The organism is Pseudomonas sp. P9_31, from assembly GCF_034008235.1.
In the GTDB taxonomy this organism is placed as follows: domain Bacteria; phylum Pseudomonadota; class Gammaproteobacteria; order Pseudomonadales; family Pseudomonadaceae; genus Aquipseudomonas.
Genome location: NZ_CP125375.1, coordinates 5,283,209 through 5,297,699 on the forward strand (window position 1 = coordinate 5,283,209; position 14,491 = coordinate 5,297,699).

20 protein-coding genes are annotated in these 14,491 nt (G+C 58.8%); 10 read left to right on the plus strand and 10 right to left on the minus strand.

The features are described from left to right. Window positions 1–102: 102 nt before the first annotated feature. The 5 genes from QMK51_RS23965 to QMK51_RS23985 are packed head-to-tail and all read right to left on the minus strand — an operon-like array spanning window position 103 to window position 3,143. The gene (locus QMK51_RS23965; protein ID WP_320392223.1) at window positions 103–408 is read right to left on the minus strand and encodes a lipid asymmetry maintenance protein MlaB; all 306 of its coding nucleotides are present in this window, start codon (window positions 406–408) and stop codon (window positions 103–105) included. After that, the gene (locus QMK51_RS23970) at window positions 405–1,058 is read right to left on the minus strand and encodes a phospholipid-binding protein MlaC (protein WP_320392224.1); all 654 of its coding nucleotides are present in this window, start codon (window positions 1,056–1,058) and stop codon (window positions 405–407) included. Before QMK51_RS23970 ends, QMK51_RS23965 begins: the two co-directional genes overlap by 4 nt. A gap of 11 nt (window positions 1,059–1,069) precedes the next feature. Then, entirely contained in the window at window positions 1,070–1,537 is a 468-nt protein-coding gene (gene mlaD / locus QMK51_RS23975; RefSeq protein WP_258697533.1) for an outer membrane lipid asymmetry maintenance protein MlaD, read from the minus strand. Then, window positions 1,537–2,334, minus strand: coding sequence for a lipid asymmetry maintenance ABC transporter permease subunit MlaE (gene mlaE, locus QMK51_RS23980; RefSeq protein WP_258697534.1), 798 nt, complete (start codon window positions 2,332–2,334; stop codon window positions 1,537–1,539). Before mlaE ends, mlaD begins: the two co-directional genes overlap by 1 nt. Continuing rightward, window positions 2,334–3,143: an ATP-binding cassette domain-containing protein gene (locus tag QMK51_RS23985; RefSeq protein ID WP_320392225.1), complete on the minus strand. Its 810-nt coding sequence runs from the start codon at window positions 3,141–3,143 to the stop codon at window positions 2,334–2,336. Before QMK51_RS23985 ends, mlaE begins: the two co-directional genes overlap by 1 nt. 276 nt (window positions 3,144–3,419) lie before the next feature. Between QMK51_RS23985 and QMK51_RS23990 the strand changes: the two genes are divergently transcribed. From QMK51_RS23990 to QMK51_RS24035, 10 genes are all read left to right on the plus strand, one after another. Next, window positions 3,420–4,394: a KpsF/GutQ family sugar-phosphate isomerase gene (locus QMK51_RS23990; RefSeq protein ID WP_258697536.1), complete on the plus strand. Its 975-nt coding sequence runs from the start codon at window positions 3,420–3,422 to the stop codon at window positions 4,392–4,394. Then, window positions 4,394–4,918 carry a KdsC family phosphatase gene (locus QMK51_RS23995; protein WP_258697537.1) on the plus strand — a complete coding sequence of 175 codons (525 nt, stop codon included), beginning with the start codon at window positions 4,394–4,396 and terminating at the stop codon, window positions 4,916–4,918. Before QMK51_RS23990 ends, QMK51_RS23995 begins: the two co-directional genes overlap by 1 nt. A gap of 7 nt (window positions 4,919–4,925) precedes the next feature. Next, the gene (gene lptC, locus QMK51_RS24000; protein WP_258697538.1) at window positions 4,926–5,498 is read left to right on the plus strand and encodes an LPS export ABC transporter periplasmic protein LptC; all 573 of its coding nucleotides are present in this window, start codon (window positions 4,926–4,928) and stop codon (window positions 5,496–5,498) included. Beyond that, entirely contained in the window at window positions 5,485–6,033 is a 549-nt protein-coding gene (gene lptA / locus QMK51_RS24005) for a lipopolysaccharide transport periplasmic protein LptA (RefSeq protein WP_258697539.1), read from the plus strand. The genes lptC and lptA overlap by 14 nt, the downstream gene beginning before the upstream one ends. Further along, complete coding sequence (lptB, locus tag QMK51_RS24010) at window positions 6,033–6,758, plus strand: LPS export ABC transporter ATP-binding protein (RefSeq protein ID WP_320392226.1); 726 nt, start codon at window positions 6,033–6,035, stop codon at window positions 6,756–6,758. Before lptA ends, lptB begins: the two co-directional genes overlap by 1 nt. Before the next feature lie 183 nt (window positions 6,759–6,941). Then, on the plus strand, window positions 6,942–8,435 hold the full coding sequence (locus QMK51_RS24015; RefSeq protein WP_253418740.1) for an RNA polymerase factor sigma-54: 1,494 nt from the start codon (window positions 6,942–6,944) through the stop codon (window positions 8,433–8,435). 79 nt (window positions 8,436–8,514) lie between these two features. Beyond that, on the plus strand, window positions 8,515–8,823 hold the full coding sequence (gene hpf / locus QMK51_RS24020; RefSeq protein ID WP_258697542.1) for a ribosome hibernation-promoting factor, HPF/YfiA family: 309 nt from the start codon (window positions 8,515–8,517) through the stop codon (window positions 8,821–8,823). 12 nt (window positions 8,824–8,835) lie between these two features. Next, on the plus strand, window positions 8,836–9,300 hold the full coding sequence (ptsN, locus tag QMK51_RS24025; protein ID WP_320392227.1) for a PTS IIA-like nitrogen regulatory protein PtsN: 465 nt from the start codon (window positions 8,836–8,838) through the stop codon (window positions 9,298–9,300). Window positions 9,301–9,302: 2 nt separating this feature from the next. Beyond that, a complete protein-coding gene (rapZ, locus tag QMK51_RS24030; protein WP_258697544.1) occupies window positions 9,303–10,160 on the plus strand; it encodes an RNase adapter RapZ in 858 nt (285 codons plus the stop codon). Window positions 10,161–10,175: 15 nt separating this feature from the next. Beyond that, the gene (locus QMK51_RS24035) at window positions 10,176–10,448 is read left to right on the plus strand and encodes an HPr family phosphocarrier protein (protein ID WP_116580965.1); all 273 of its coding nucleotides are present in this window, start codon (window positions 10,176–10,178) and stop codon (window positions 10,446–10,448) included. Between the two features lie 84 nt (window positions 10,449–10,532). Here QMK51_RS24035 and QMK51_RS24040 read toward each other — a convergent pair whose 3' ends face one another. The 5 genes from QMK51_RS24040 to QMK51_RS24060 are packed head-to-tail and all read right to left on the minus strand — an operon-like array spanning window position 10,533 to window position 14,287. Beyond that, window positions 10,533–11,426 carry a ZIP family metal transporter gene (locus QMK51_RS24040; RefSeq protein WP_320392228.1) on the minus strand — a complete coding sequence of 298 codons (894 nt, stop codon included), beginning with the start codon at window positions 11,424–11,426 and terminating at the stop codon, window positions 10,533–10,535. 18 nt (window positions 11,427–11,444) lie between these two features. Then, window positions 11,445–12,056, minus strand: coding sequence for a superoxide dismutase (locus QMK51_RS24045; RefSeq protein ID WP_258697547.1), 612 nt, complete (start codon window positions 12,054–12,056; stop codon window positions 11,445–11,447). 1 nt (window position 12,057) lies between these two features. Continuing rightward, window positions 12,058–12,495, minus strand: a complete 438-nt coding sequence (locus QMK51_RS24050) for a hypothetical protein (RefSeq protein WP_320392229.1) — start codon at window positions 12,493–12,495, stop codon at window positions 12,058–12,060. Window positions 12,496–12,522: 27 nt separating this feature from the next. Continuing rightward, window positions 12,523–13,899, minus strand: coding sequence for a class II fumarate hydratase (locus QMK51_RS24055; RefSeq protein WP_320392230.1), 1,377 nt, complete (start codon window positions 13,897–13,899; stop codon window positions 12,523–12,525). Next, window positions 13,892–14,287: a FagA protein gene (locus QMK51_RS24060; RefSeq protein WP_258697550.1), complete on the minus strand. Its 396-nt coding sequence runs from the start codon at window positions 14,285–14,287 to the stop codon at window positions 13,892–13,894. Before QMK51_RS24060 ends, QMK51_RS24055 begins: the two co-directional genes overlap by 8 nt. Window positions 14,288–14,491: the final 204 nt, after the last annotated feature.

The window sequence follows — 14,491 nt, forward strand, 5'->3', positions numbered from 1 at the left end:
TCGGCGCCCTGTGCGCGCGGGTCGGACATCATACAAAAAAGCCCCGCGCCTGCGAACCCCGCGAAGCAGGACTCTGACGGGGGGCTTCTTTATAGGATGCGGTTAGGGATGCGCCAACAGCTCGGTCAATTCGCTGACCTGAGCGATTTCGCGCATATCGTCGGGCATCGAACGAATGCTCAGAGCCTTGCCGGCCGCCTGAGCATCGCGCATGAAACACAGCAGCAGCGATAAGCCGACGCTGCTGGATTTCTCCACCGCGGAGCAATCGACCACCAGCGCAGCCGCGTTGCTGGACTTGATCAGCGCCTGACCCTGCTTGCGCAGGTTCGGACCCGTGCGGTAATCCAGCACGCCGCTGAGCAGCAGCTCGCCGGCTTCGCTCATGCGAATGGCCGACTCACTCATTGGGCTTGTTTCTCGGTGGATTTTTCGGTGGCTTCCTTGGCTTTGGCGACTTCCCCGGCCCAACCGTTGATGGTCTTGTCCAGGTCGTTGCCATTGCGCTGCATCGCGTCAGCGAACTGATCGCGGAACAGCTTGCCGATGTTGATGCCATTGATGATCACGTTGCGCAGCTTCCACTCGCCATTGATCTTTTCGAGTGTGTAAGACACAGGATAGATCGCGCCGCTGCTGCCTTTGACCGACATGCCAACGCTGGTACGGTCTCCCGACTCATCCTTGGCAGGCTCGACGACGATACCCTGGTTGTCGTATTCCAGCAGGGCATTGCCATAGAACTGAAACAGGCCTTTCTTGAAGTTTTCTTCAAACGTGTGCATTTGCTCAGGAGTGGCTTTGCGCGAATACTTGACCGTCATGATGCTCTTGGAAATGCCCTCGGCATCGACTACAGGGCCAACGATGGTGTTCAGCGCCGTATAAAAGTCTTGCGGATCCTGCTTGTACTTGGATTTGTTGGCGGAAAGATCCGCCAGCAGCCGGGTGGTGGTGTCCTGTACCAGATCGTGCGCGGAAGGCGCCGCCACGGCGTTAGCCATCAACGGCAAGGCCGCGAGTATTACCAACAGGCCACGTCGCAAGATAGAGATCATTCAAAAGCTCCTCATTTGGCGTCTTTGCTAACGGTATTGAGCAGAAATTTACCGATCAGGTCCTCGAGCACCAGCGACGACTGCGTGTCGTGGATGGTTCCACCATCCTTGAGCAGGGTTGCTTCCCCGCCCACGCTGATACCGATGTATTTCTCACCCAGCAGACCAGCGGTCAGGATAGATGCAGTGGAGTCAGTCGGCAGATTATCTACGCGCTTTTCCAGTTGCATGGTCACCCGACCGGTGAAGCTGTCGCGGTCCAGATCGATAGCCGTGACCTTGCCGATGGTCACACCGGCCATGGTCACTTTAGCTCTGACCGTCAAACCGGCGATATTGTCGAAATACGCATAAAGTTTATAAGTATCGGTGGTTGCGCTCGGGGACAGACCACTGACCCGCAACGCAAGCAACAGCAAAGCCAGGATGCCAGCCAGCAAGAAAAGGCCGACACCGATTTCCAGGGTGCGGTTTTGCATCAGAAATCTCCAAACATCAAGGCGGTCAGAATAAAGTCCAGGCCGAGTACCGCCAAAGAGGCGTACACCACGGTCTTGGTAGTGGCACGACTGATCCCCTCGGAAGTGGGCTCGCAGTCATAGCCTTGGAATACGGCGATCCAGGTCACGACGAAGGCAAAAACGATGCTTTTGATAATACCGTTGAGCACATCGTCGACAAACGTCACGCTGTTTTGCATGTTCGACCAGTAAGAGCCTTCATAGACCCCCAGCCAGTCGACGGCCACCCACGAACCGCCCCAGATACCCACCACGCTGAAAATCATTGCCAGCACTGGCAGGGAAATGAAGCCGGCCCACAGGCGCGGGGCAATGATGTACTTGAGCGGGTCGACCCCGATCATTTCCAGGCTGGACAACTGCTCGGTGGACTTCATGTTGCCGATTTCGGCGGTCAGCGCCGAACCCGCACGCCCGGCGAACAACAACGCAGTGACCACCGGCCCCAGTTCCCGCAGCAGCGTCAGCGCAACCATCTGCCCGACCGCCTGCTCCGAACCGTAGCTGGACAGAATGTTGAAGCCCTGCAGTGCCAGCACCATGCCGATGAACACCCCGGAGACCACAATGATCACCAGGGACATCACGCCCACCGAATGCAGTTGCTTGACCAGCAGGCCAAAACCGCCACCGATGCCGCCACGACCGAGCAAGGCATGAAACAGGAACAGCGCCGAACGCCCGAACACCGCCAGCACTTCGATGCCGGCATAACCGAACCGACGTACTCTTTCTATCAGTGAAATCTTGCGCATCAGCGCGTCCCCAGAAGATCTGCGCGGTAATCCGTCGCTGGAAAGTGGTATGCGACCGGGCCGTCGGGTTCGCCTGTCATGAATTGACGAATACGTGGCTCGTCGGAGCTCATCAATTCCTTGGGCGTGCCCTGCCCCAACACTTGTCCGTCGCCCACCACAATGAGGTAATCGGCGATGCTCGCGGTCTCGGCCAGATCGTGGGAGACCACGATGCTGGTGATGCCCAGCGCATCGTTGAGCAGGCGGATCAGGCGCACCAGCACGCCCATGGCGATCGGGTCCTGACCGACAAAGGGCTCGTCATACATGAGAATTTGCGGATCGAGGGCAATCGCCCGGGCCAGCGCGACGCGACGCTTCATACCACCGGATAATTCGTCGGGCATCAGGTCGATGGCACCACGCAAGCCCACGGCCTGCAATTTGAGCAGGACAATGTCGCGAATCATTTCTTCCGGCAGCGCGGTATGAACGCGCAACGGAAAGGCGACGTTCTCGAACACATCGAGATCGGTAAACAGTGCGCCACTCTGAAACAGCACGCCCATGTGCTTGCGCGCATCGAACAAATCGCTGCGCGACAACGTTGGCAGGTTCTGGCCGTTGACCCAGACTTCGCCGCTGGTGGGACGCAATTGTGCGCCCATCAGCCGCAACAGCGTGGTCTTGCCACACCCGGAAGGCCCCATGATGCCGGTGACCTTGCCGCGCGGGATGCGGATATCGACGTTATTGAAAATGCTGCGCGAACCGCGCTTGAAGGTCAGTCCCTTCAGCTCGACCGCGTAGGCGTTATCGGCACTCATCTAAACTCCTTGCGATGCAGCCTCTCACTCGGACGCCTGGCTTTCTGGCGAAAGCACATACCTCCCCGGGCAGGCCGAACTGGCGGCGAACTATATCACTGCAAAGGCCAAGCGCCCAAGGCCCAAGCCGGGCACGTTCAGCAACATGACGGCCTGAAATCATCTATTTAGAGGGATTCGGTAACAAGGAATGACAAACCGCGACGAACTTGCGTGAGGGTTTCGATCATTACCGCTATAATCGCCGCCTTTTCATCAGGCTATATGATTTCCGACATGAACCAATCCAGCGACCTGATTCAATCAGCACAACGTACCATCCGCCTCGAACTGGAAGCCGTACAAGGCTTGCTACCCCATATCGACGCAGATTTCGTACGCGCTTGCGAGATGATTCTGGCCAGCAAAGGCCGTGTGGTCGTGGTCGGCATGGGCAAATCGGGGCACATTGGCAACAAGATTGCCGCCACCCTGGCCAGTACCGGCACCACAGCCTTTTTCGTGCACCCGGCCGAGGCCAGCCACGGCGACATGGGCATGATTACCCGTGACGACATCATTCTGGCGCTGTCGAACTCCGGGTCTACCAACGAAATCGTCACCTTGCTGCCGCTGATCAAGCGCCTGGGCATTCAAATGATCAGCCTGACCGGTAACCCCGAGTCGCCGCTGGCCAAGGCAGCGGAAGTCAACCTCAATGTAAGCGTCGAACACGAAGCCTGCCCGTTGAATCTGGCACCCACCTCATCGACCACCGCTGCGCTGGTCATGGGTGACGCCCTCGCCGTTGCCTTGCTTGAAGCTCGCGGTTTTACCGCTGAAGATTTCGCTTTTTCCCACCCGGGTGGCGCCCTTGGCCGCCGCTTGTTACTGAAAGTGGAAAACGTCATGCATGCCGGCGCCGAGTTACCGCAAGTGGTGTGCGGTACGCTGCTCAAGGATGCCTTGATGGAAATGACCCGCAAGGGGCTGGGCATGACCGTCGTACTGAACACCGATGGAAAGCTCGCCGGGATCTTCACTGATGGCGATCTGCGCCGCACTCTGGACCGCACCATTGATATCCACAGTACGACCATTGACGAAGTGATGACTGCCCACGGCAAGACCGCCCGCGCCGAGATGCTCGCCGCCGAGGCGTTGAAAATCATGGAAGACCACAAGATCAACGCGCTGGTAGTGGTCGACAGCGAAGACCGCCCGGTCGGCGCCTTGAACATGCACGACTTGCTGCGTGCGGGAGTAATGTAATGAGCACGGACCTGCTGCAACGCGGCAAACAGATCAAACTGGCGGTATTCGACGTCGACGGCGTGCTGACCGACGGGCGCCTGTACTTCCTCGAAGACGGTAGCGAATTCAAGACCTTCAACACCCTCGACGGCCAGGGCATCAAGATGTTGATGGCCGCCGGCGTGCAGACCGCTATCATCAGCGGTCGCAAGACGCCGGTGGTCGAGCGGCGAGCGAAGAACCTCGGCATTCCACATCTGTTCCAGGGCCGGGAAGACAAACTGGTGGTGCTCGACGGGCTTCTTGCCCAGCTCAACCTAAGCTATGAACAAGTGGCCTACCTCGGCGACGACCTGCCAGACCTGCCGGTGATTCGCCGTGTTGGCCTGGGCATGGCGGTGGCCAACGCTGCCAGCTTCGTGCGCGAACATGCCCATGGCATCACCCAGGCCCGTGGTGGCGAAGGCGCCGCTCGTGAATTCTGCGAATTGATCCTGCGCGCCCAAGGCCATCTCGATGCGGCCAACGCCGCATACCTGTGAGCCCATCATGCTGAGCAAAAAGATTCGCAACATTCTGATATTCGGTTGCATCGCAGCGCTGTTCGCTGCGGTCGGCTACTGGAACATCAGCCCGGAACGCTTCCTCGACAAGCCGGTGGCGCCTGTCGATGAAGCGGCGATCGACTATTACGCGATCCACGCCCACAGCGTGCAGTACTTGCCGGACGGCAAATTGCAGTACGAAATGACGTCCGACAAGGTCGAACACCTGAAAGCGACCGAAGTGACGTTGCTGACCAATCCTGACCTGAACATGTTTCGCGGCACCGAGTTCCCCTGGCACGTCCAGAGCGAGCGCGGCGAAGTCAACCCGGACGGCACTCAGGTCGAGCTGATTGACTCGGTACGTATCACGCGCTTCGACGAAAAAAACCGCAAAACCCTGATTACCAGCACCCGTATGACCGTGTTCCCGCAGCAGCAATATGCGCAGACCGATCAACCCGTTAGAATCGACGGCGCCGGCGGTGTATCGACAGGCAACGGAATGAAAGCGTACTTGAAAGAGAGCAGGATACACCTGCTATCGAACGTAAGAGGACAGTATGAGGCTCGTTAAAACTCTCCCTATTTTGCTCAGTCTGGGCGCAGCACTGGGAAGCGTGAGCGCCTGGGCTCTGCCGAACGATCAAGAGCAGCCTATCCGCATTCAGGCCGACGACGCCCAACTGGACGACAAGAATGGCGTTGCCACCTATAAAGGTGACGTGATCATCACCCAGGGCTCGATGAAGGTCACCGGCAACACCGTGACCATCACCCGCACCCCGACCGGCGACATCGACGTGGTGACTTCGGTGGGCAACCTCGCCTACTTCGAGCAACTCCAGACCCAGGGCGACACCAAGCCTGTTCAGGGTTGGGGTGTGACTATCCAGTACCACGCTTCGCAGAACCGCGTCGTGCTGATCGATCGCGCGAAAGTCATCGATAAGGACAACAACACCACTCAGGGCGAGAAAATCGTCTACGACACGGTCAAGAAGCTTGCGAGCGCCGGCCGCGCCACCGGCAACAAGGTCACCGAGCAGCGTCCGCGCATCGATATGGTGATCCAGCCGAAGAAGAAAACCGACGAGCAGAAGGCCCAGTAATGGCAACTCTGAAAGCTCAGCATCTGGCCAAGAGCTACAAGAGCCGCCAGGTCGTGCGTGACGTCAGCCTGTCCATCGACAGTGGTCAGATTGTCGGCCTGCTTGGCCCCAACGGCGCCGGCAAGACGACTTGCTTCTACATGATCGTCGGCCTGGTACAGGCCGACCAGGGCCGCGTACTGATCGACGACCTGGACGTCAGCCACCAGCCTATGCATGGCCGTGCGAAGGCCGGTATCGGCTATCTTCCGCAAGAAGCGTCGATCTTCCGCAAGCTTTCGGTGGCCGACAACATCATGGCCATCCTCGAAACCCGCAAGGAACTCGACAAGGCCGGTCGCCGCAAAGAGCTGGAAAGCCTGCTGCAGGAATTCCACATCCACCACATCCGCGACAACCTCGGCATGAGCCTGTCCGGTGGTGAACGCCGCCGTGTGGAAATCGCCCGGGCATTGGCCACCAACCCGAAATTCATCCTCCTCGACGAACCCTTCGCCGGCGTGGACCCGATTTCGGTCGGCGACATCAAGCAGATCATCCATCACCTCAAGGCCAAAGGCATTGGCGTACTGATCACGGACCACAACGTCCGTGAAACCCTGGATATCTGCGAAACCGCCTACATCGTCAACGATGGTCAGCTGATCGCTGAAGGTGACTCCGCCACCATCCTGGCCAACCAACTGGTCAAGGAAGTGTATCTGGGCCACGAGTTCCGCCTGTAAGCACTGAGGTGTCTGGCTGATTGTCCGAGCGCTTGTCTCGATAAAAATCAATAGGTTTTTATTGTTACAGCGCTCTAGGCAAACGCTGCAGTTTCGGGCATATAATTTGCTTAAGTTTGGCGCTTCGGCGCCCTGTAGTGGATGGCGCATGTGCGCCGGCGAATAAGGTGTTAAGCCCCTGCCATGAAACCATCGCTAGTCTTGAGAATGGGCCAGCAGCTGACGATGACACCGCAGCTGCAACAGGCCATCCGCCTGCTCCAATTGTCGACCCTGGACCTGCAACAGGAAATCCAGGAGGCCCTGGAGTCCAATCCGATGCTCGAACGCCAGGAAGAAGGCGACGACTTCGATAACGCCGATCCCTTGGCCGACAAAGCCGAACAGCAACCCAACGCTGACATTCAGGAACCCTCCTATCAGGAAACCGCCCCGACGGTGGATAACCTCGAGGAAGGCGACTGGAACGAGCGCATTCCCAACGAACTGCCCGTCGACACGGCCTGGGAAGACGTCTACCAGACCAGCGCCAGCAGCCTGCCGAGCAACGATGACGACGAGTGGGATTTCACCACCCGCACATCGGCCGGTGAAAGCCTGCAAAGCCATTTGCTCTGGCAACTGAACCTGGCACCGATGTCCGACACCGATCGCCTCATCGCCGTAACCCTGATCGACTGCATCAACAATCAGGGCTACCTGGACGAAACCCTCGAGGAAATCCTCGAAGCCTTCGATCCGGAACTGGATATCGAACTGGACGAAATCGAAGCCGTCCTGCACCGCATCCAGCAATTCGAACCCGCCGGCATCGGCGCCCGCAACCTCGGCGAATGCCTGCTGCTGCAACTGCGCCAACTGCCCGCCAAGACCCCTTGGCTGGCCGAGGCCAAGCGCCTGGTCACCGATTACATCGACCTGCTCGGCAGCCGCGACTACAGCCAGCTGATGCGCCGCATGAAGCTTAAGGAAGATGAACTGCGCCAGGTGATCGAACTGGTCCAGAGCCTCAACCCGCGCCCGGGCTCGCAAATCGAGTCCACCGAAGCCGAATACGTCGTTCCCGACGTGATCGTGCGCAAGGACAACGAGCGCTGGCTGGTGGAGCTGAACCAGGAATCGGTACCACGCCTGCGGGTCAACGCCCAATACGCCGGTTTCGTGCGCCGCGCCGACACCAGCGCCGACAACACCTTCATGCGTAATCAGTTGCAGGAAGCTCGCTGGTTCATCAAGAGCCTGCAAAGCCGCAACGAAACCCTGATGAAAGTAGCCACCCAGATCGTCGAGCATCAACGCGGCTTTCTGGAGTACGGCGATGAAGCCATGAAGCCGTTGGTGCTGCATGACATCGCCGAAGCGGTGGGCATGCACGAATCGACGATTTCACGGGTGACCACGCAAAAATTCATGCATACCCCACGGGGCATCTATGAACTGAAATACTTTTTCTCCAGCCACGTCAGTACCTCCGAAGGCGGTGAATGCTCGTCCACAGCGATCCGCGCGATCATCAAAAAACTGGTTGCCGCGGAAAATCAGAAAAAGCCGTTGAGTGACAGCAAGATCGCTGGTTTACTGGAGGCACAAGGCATTCAGGTAGCCCGTCGCACCGTCGCCAAGTACCGCGAATCCCTGGGGATCGCGCCTTCCAGCGAACGGAAGCGGTTGATGTAGCCGCCGGGCTCGCCACAGCGTTCCAGTGGCAGGTATTTCTGCCTGCCGCTTTATGCACTGGCAACGAAGGAGAAGCTGTATGCAAGTCAACATCAGTGGACACCAACTGGAAGTGACCGAACCTCTGCGCACCTACATCGGCGAAAAACTCGACCGATTAGAGAGGCATTTCGACAAGATCACCAACGTGCAAATCACGCTGAACGTCGAAAAGCTGCTGCAAAAGATCGAAGCCACGCTGCATATCCCCGGCGGAGAAGTGGTCGCCAATGCCGAGCATACGGACATGTATGCCGCCATCGACCTGTTGACCGACAAGCTGGATCGCCAACTCAAAAAGCATAAGGAAAAGACCCAGAGCCTCCTCCAGGGCGCAACCGGTCGTTAACACCCCCAATCCATGATCCGACTTGAAAACATCCTGACCCCCGGCCGTTCCCAGGTGAACGTGCCGGGCGGCAGTAAAAAGAAAGCCCTCGAGCAAATTGCCAACCTGATCGCCCGGGAAGTGCCGGATCTGGAGATGCAAGATGTCTTCGAGGCTCTTGTTGCCCGTGAAAAACTCGGTTCCACCGGTTTTGGCAACGGCATCGCCATCCCCCACTGCCGCCTCAAGGGCTGCGAATCGCCCATCAGTGCCTTGATGCACCTGGATGCACCCATCGATTTCGACGCCATCGACGGCGCCCCGGTTGACCTGCTGTTCGTGCTGCTGGTCCCGGAAGCCGCCACCGATGCACACCTGGAATTGCTGCGCCAGATCGCCAGCATGCTTGACCGCAAGGAAGTGCGCGAAAAACTGCGCAGCGCCCCGAGCAACGAAGCCTTGTATCAGGTTGTCCTGGACGAGCAAAACGGTCACTAATCATGCGCTTGATCATTGTCAGCGGCCGCTCCGGCTCAGGTAAAAGCACCGCCCTCGATGTTCTCGAGGACAACGGCTATTACTGCATCGACAACCTGCCGGCCGGCCTGCTACCGGAACTGGCCGAGCGTGCGCTGATTCACACCGAACTGGCACAACCGCTGGTGGCCGTGTCCATCGATGCGCGTAACTTGCCAAGCCACCTGTCACGGTTTCCCGAACTGTTGGAAGAGGTCCGCAGCCGGCATATCCAGTGCGATGTGCTGTATCTGGACGCCGACGAAGAAACCCTGCTCAAACGCTTCTCGGAAACACGCCGTCGTCACCCGCTCAGCAGCGCCAATCGCTCGCTGGCGGAGGCGATAGAGGACGAAACCAATCTGCTGGGGCCTATCGCCGATCTGGCCGACCTCAAGGTCAACACCACCAATCTGAACCTGTATCAGCTGCGCGATACCATCAAGCTGCGCTTGCTGAATCAGCCGGAGCCCGGCACTGCATTCCTGGTGGAGTCTTTCGGGTTCAAGCGTGGCATGCCGGTGGACGCCGATCTGGTGTTCGACGTGCGCTGCCTGCCCAACCCTTACTGGAAGCCGGAGCTGCGCGCGCAGTCCGGGCTCGATCAACCGGTGGCCGAGTACCTGGCGGCACAGCCGGACGTCGAAGAGATGTTCCAGGACATTTCCTCGTACCTGCTCAAGTGGCTGCCCCGCTTTGCCGCCAGCAACCGCGCCTATGTCACCATTGCCATTGGTTGCACCGGCGGGCATCACCGCTCTGTCTACCTGACCGAACGTCTGGGTCAGGTCCTGCAACAATCCCTGAAGAACGTCCAGGTTCGCCACCGCGACCTCAGCTAAAGGATTCACATCGCGATGCCTGCTCTGGAAATTGAAATCATCAACAAGCTGGGACTGCATGCCCGCGCGTCTGCAAAATTCGTTGGGGTGGCCGGTCAGTTCCCGTGCCAGATCAGGGCCGGCCGCACTCCGGAGTCGATGGTCGACGGCAAAAGCATCATGGCCATGATGATGCTGGCCGCTGGCAAGGGCACTAAAATCCACCTGAGTACCGAAGGCGAACAGGAACAGGAAGCGCTGGATGCATTGGTGGCGCTGATCAACAACTTCTTTGACGAAGGCGAATGAACATCAAAAGATCGCAGCCTTCGGCAGCTCCTACATGGGATTGCGGACACCTGTAGGCGCTGCCGAAGGCTGCGATCTTTTTTCTCAAGCGAGCGCTGTATCCATCACCATCATCAAGCAAAACCCGATCAGCAGCCCGAGGCTGGCCAGTTTGTCGTGACCATGGCGTCGCGACTCGGGAATGACTTCGTGAGTCACCACCAACAGCATCGCCCCGGCTGCCAGCGCCAAGCCCAAAGGCAACAGCAGTTCAGCCAGGCTCACCAGCCAGGCGCACAGCAGTGCAAAGACCGGCTCGACCACCCCTGACGCGGCACCGATCAGGAATGCCTTGATCCGCGACATCCCTGCTCCGGCCAACACCAACGCGATCACCAGCCCTTCGGGTACATCCTGCAAGGCGATGCCCATGGCCAGGCTATCGGCGTCAGGCATGCCACCACCGGCCGAGACGCCGACTGCCATGCCTTCGGGAATGTTGTGGGCGATGATGGCAAATACAAACAACCAGACTCGCGGTGGAATCAACGGCCGCTCCAGCGTCCCCACATGCATTTCAGGCGTGGCGCCAGACACCTTGCGATCCACCAGAAACAGCCCGAATGCGCCCAACATAATGCCGAAGCTGATCAGACCACTGGCCGCCCAAGGCGTCAGCCCGAGGTTTTCGGCCGCCGCAATGCCTGGCACGATCAGCGAAAACGCCGTCGCCGCGAGCATCACTCCGGCCCCGAAACCCAGTAGCGTGTCGCTGACAGCCTGAGGCATCCGCCGAATCACCAGCACCGGCACCGCACCCAAGGCTGTGCCCAAGGCGCAAATGGCCCCGCCTTGCAGGGCGCGCAACAGTTTCGGTTCGAGGTCCAGCCACATCAGCCCCTGGGCCACCAATAACGTCATGCCTGCCAGCAGCAACAGCGATCCCAGTGCGTAACGAAACATCCGCCCGCTTCCGATCGCCAGTGTTTCAGTGCCCATAGTCAGCCTTGAATTGTTTTAAGCCAGTGCAGCCTGATAGCGCGCAGCGACTTCGGGCCAATTGATCACGTTGTAGAACGCATTGATGTATTCCGGACGGCGGTTCTGATAGCGCAGGTAATAAGCGTGCTCCCAGACATCCAGGCCGAGAATTGGCGTATTGCCGTTCATCAGCGGGCTGTCCTGGTTGCCGCTGCTTTCAACGACCAACGTCTTTTGCGGCGTCACGCTCAACCAGGCCCAACCGCTACCGAAACGGGTCAACGCAGCTTTGGTGAAGGCTTCCTTGAAGCTGCCGAGACCACCCAGTTGCTCGTCGATCGCCTTGGCCAGCGCACCTTCAGGCTGGCCGCCGCCGTTGGGCGCCATGACTTCCCAAAACAGTGAATGGTTGGCATGCCCACCGCCCTGATTGATCACCGCCGCACGGAGTTTTTCCGGCAATTGCTGGACAGCCGCCACCAGTTTTTCCACGGGCCATTCGGCGAATTCGGTGCCTTCGACTGCAGCGTTGAGGTTATTGATGTAGGTCTGGTGGTGTTTGGTGTAGTGAATTTCCATCGTCTGCGCATCGATGTGCGGTTCCAGGGCGTCGTAGGCGTACGGCAAGGCAGGCAAGGTAAAAGCCATTTCAATGAATTCCATGTTGTAGGGGTGCAGGCTGATGCGCGGGCGACGTCTTGGTGTGCAGCAATCGCTGAGTGCGCGGATACTCGCCGTGCTCGCTGATGAAATTCAGCAGTTCGACATAGGTTTTGCTGCTCTGGCGCAGCGCGGCTTCACGCAAGGCCGGTGACAGCCGTGGGTCCTGCATGGTCTGCAACAGCCGTTGATGGATTGCGCACAGGTACTCGACGCTCTCCTCGGGCTGGTTCAGACGCAAGTGCAGGTCTGCCAGGTTGTGGTGAGAAATCACGCAGGCCGCCACCGCTTCGTCGGCATCCGCCCAGCGCTCGAACAACACCTGGGCCAAGGCCAATGCCTGTAAGTAAGCCTCGCGGGCATCGACCAGTTCGCCCAGCATGAAACAGCGATTTGCTCTTTCGATCATGCGTTTCCAGTGCTCCATGGTGAGCCTCCAAAGCGCTAGCAGTGATTACACGCCACCTGCGGTGAGCTTTTCCGGATCAAGCAAAACCTCAAGCTGGCTGCGTGTCAGGTCGGTGTGTTCCAAGGCGACATCGATCACCGGCCGCCCCTGCTGATAAGCCTTCTTGGCAATTTCAGCAGCTTTTTGGTAACCAATGATCGGGTTGAGTGCGGTGACCAGAATCGGGTTGCGCGACAGCGTTTCCTTGAGCCGGGCCTCGTTGACCTTGAAGCTGGCAATGGCCTTGTCGCCCAGCAGACGACTGGCGTTGGCCAGCAATTCGATACTGCTCAGCAGGTTCTGGGCGATGATCGGCAGCATGACGTTCAATTCGAAATTGCCCGACTGACCGGCGACAGTGATGACCGTGTCGTTGCCAATCACCTGAGCGGCGACCATCGCGGTGGCCTCCGGGATTACCGGGTTGACCTTACCGGGCATGATCGATGAGCCCGGCTGCAAAGCTTCGAGTTCGATTTCACCGAGGCCGGCCAACGGGCCGGAATTCATCCAGCGCAGGTCGTTGGCGATTTTCATCAGGGAAACCGCCGTGGCCTTGAGCTGCCCGGAAACGCTGACCGCCGTGTCCTGCGAGCCAATCAGCGCAAACAGGTCCTTGCCCGGTGTGAACTGCACCTGAGTCAGTTGACTGAGCTGCTGACTGAAACGCGCCGCAAACTCTGGATGGGCATTGATCCCGGTGCCCACTGCAGTGCCGCCCTGGGCCAGGGATTGCAGGCTCGGCAGCAGATCCTGCAAGTGACCGACATTGGCCTTGAGCTGTTGCGCCCAACCGTTGAGCACCTGGCTCATGCGCACCGGCATGGCGTCCATCAAATGGGTACGCCCGGTTTTGACGAACGGATGAACCTGCCCGGCCTTGCGCTCGATCACCTGCACCAGATGCACCAGCGCCGGCAGCAATTGCTCATGCAAGGTCAATGCGGCGCTGACGTGAATGGTGGTCGGGATGATGTCGTTGCTGCTCTGGCCGCAATTGACGTGATCATTGGGATTCACCGGCTCGCCCAACAAACGACTGGCCAGGGTGGCGATCACTTCGTTGGCGTTCATGTTGGAACTGGTGCCGGAACCGGTCTGGAAGATATCGACCGGGAAGTGCTGCATGAAGTCACCTTCGAGCAGGCCTTGAGCGGCGTCGACGATGGCTTTGCCCTGGGATTCGCTGATCTGCTTGAGCTCGACGTTGGCTCGGGCAGCGGCGGCCTTGGCCAGGATCAGCGCCCGGATGAATTGCACGGGCATCGGCTTGCCACTGATCGGGAAGTTATCCACCGCGCGTTGGGTTTGCGCGCCATACAAAGCATCAATCGGGACCTGTAGCTCGCCCATGCTGTCACGTTCGATACGAGTGTTATTCATCAGGAAATCCTTGCACCAGTTCTATGAGAGGGATGGAGGGTTGCAACTCGCAGGTCGCCAGTTGCCAGGCATAGCTCCGCCAGCGCTTGAGGCGGCATTTGCAGAGTGATTGCCGTTCGAGATCACGCAGCGGTCGCCAGGCCTGGTCGAGACACAGGCTGCGCCAGTGCCAGGGCAGCGCGACGTCGGCAGCCGTGTCGAGCAATAAACGCAAGGAGGTTTCGGCGATGGTCCAGGGTGAGGTCGCCGTGCAACAAGCCAGGTATCGGCCCTCGGCCAGATAATGCTCGATCAGGCGCGGCTCGTCGGGGTCCATGGCACAGCGGATCTGGCGACTCATCCAGCGCCAGCTTTCGAGGTAAGGCTGCTCGTGCAAGGCAGAACTCATAATCCGGGCTCATTCGGCAATGAGATTTATTATTAGATGATAATGAGAACCAAAACAAGCACAGCAAAGCATTGAGCATTTTGTGGGAGCGGGCTTGCCCGCGATGACGCTAGAAGATTCAACATCGATGTCGACTGAAATGACGCTATCGCGGGCAAGCCCGCTCCCACAGGATCTGGGTTGCGACCAATAAAAAAGGCGCGC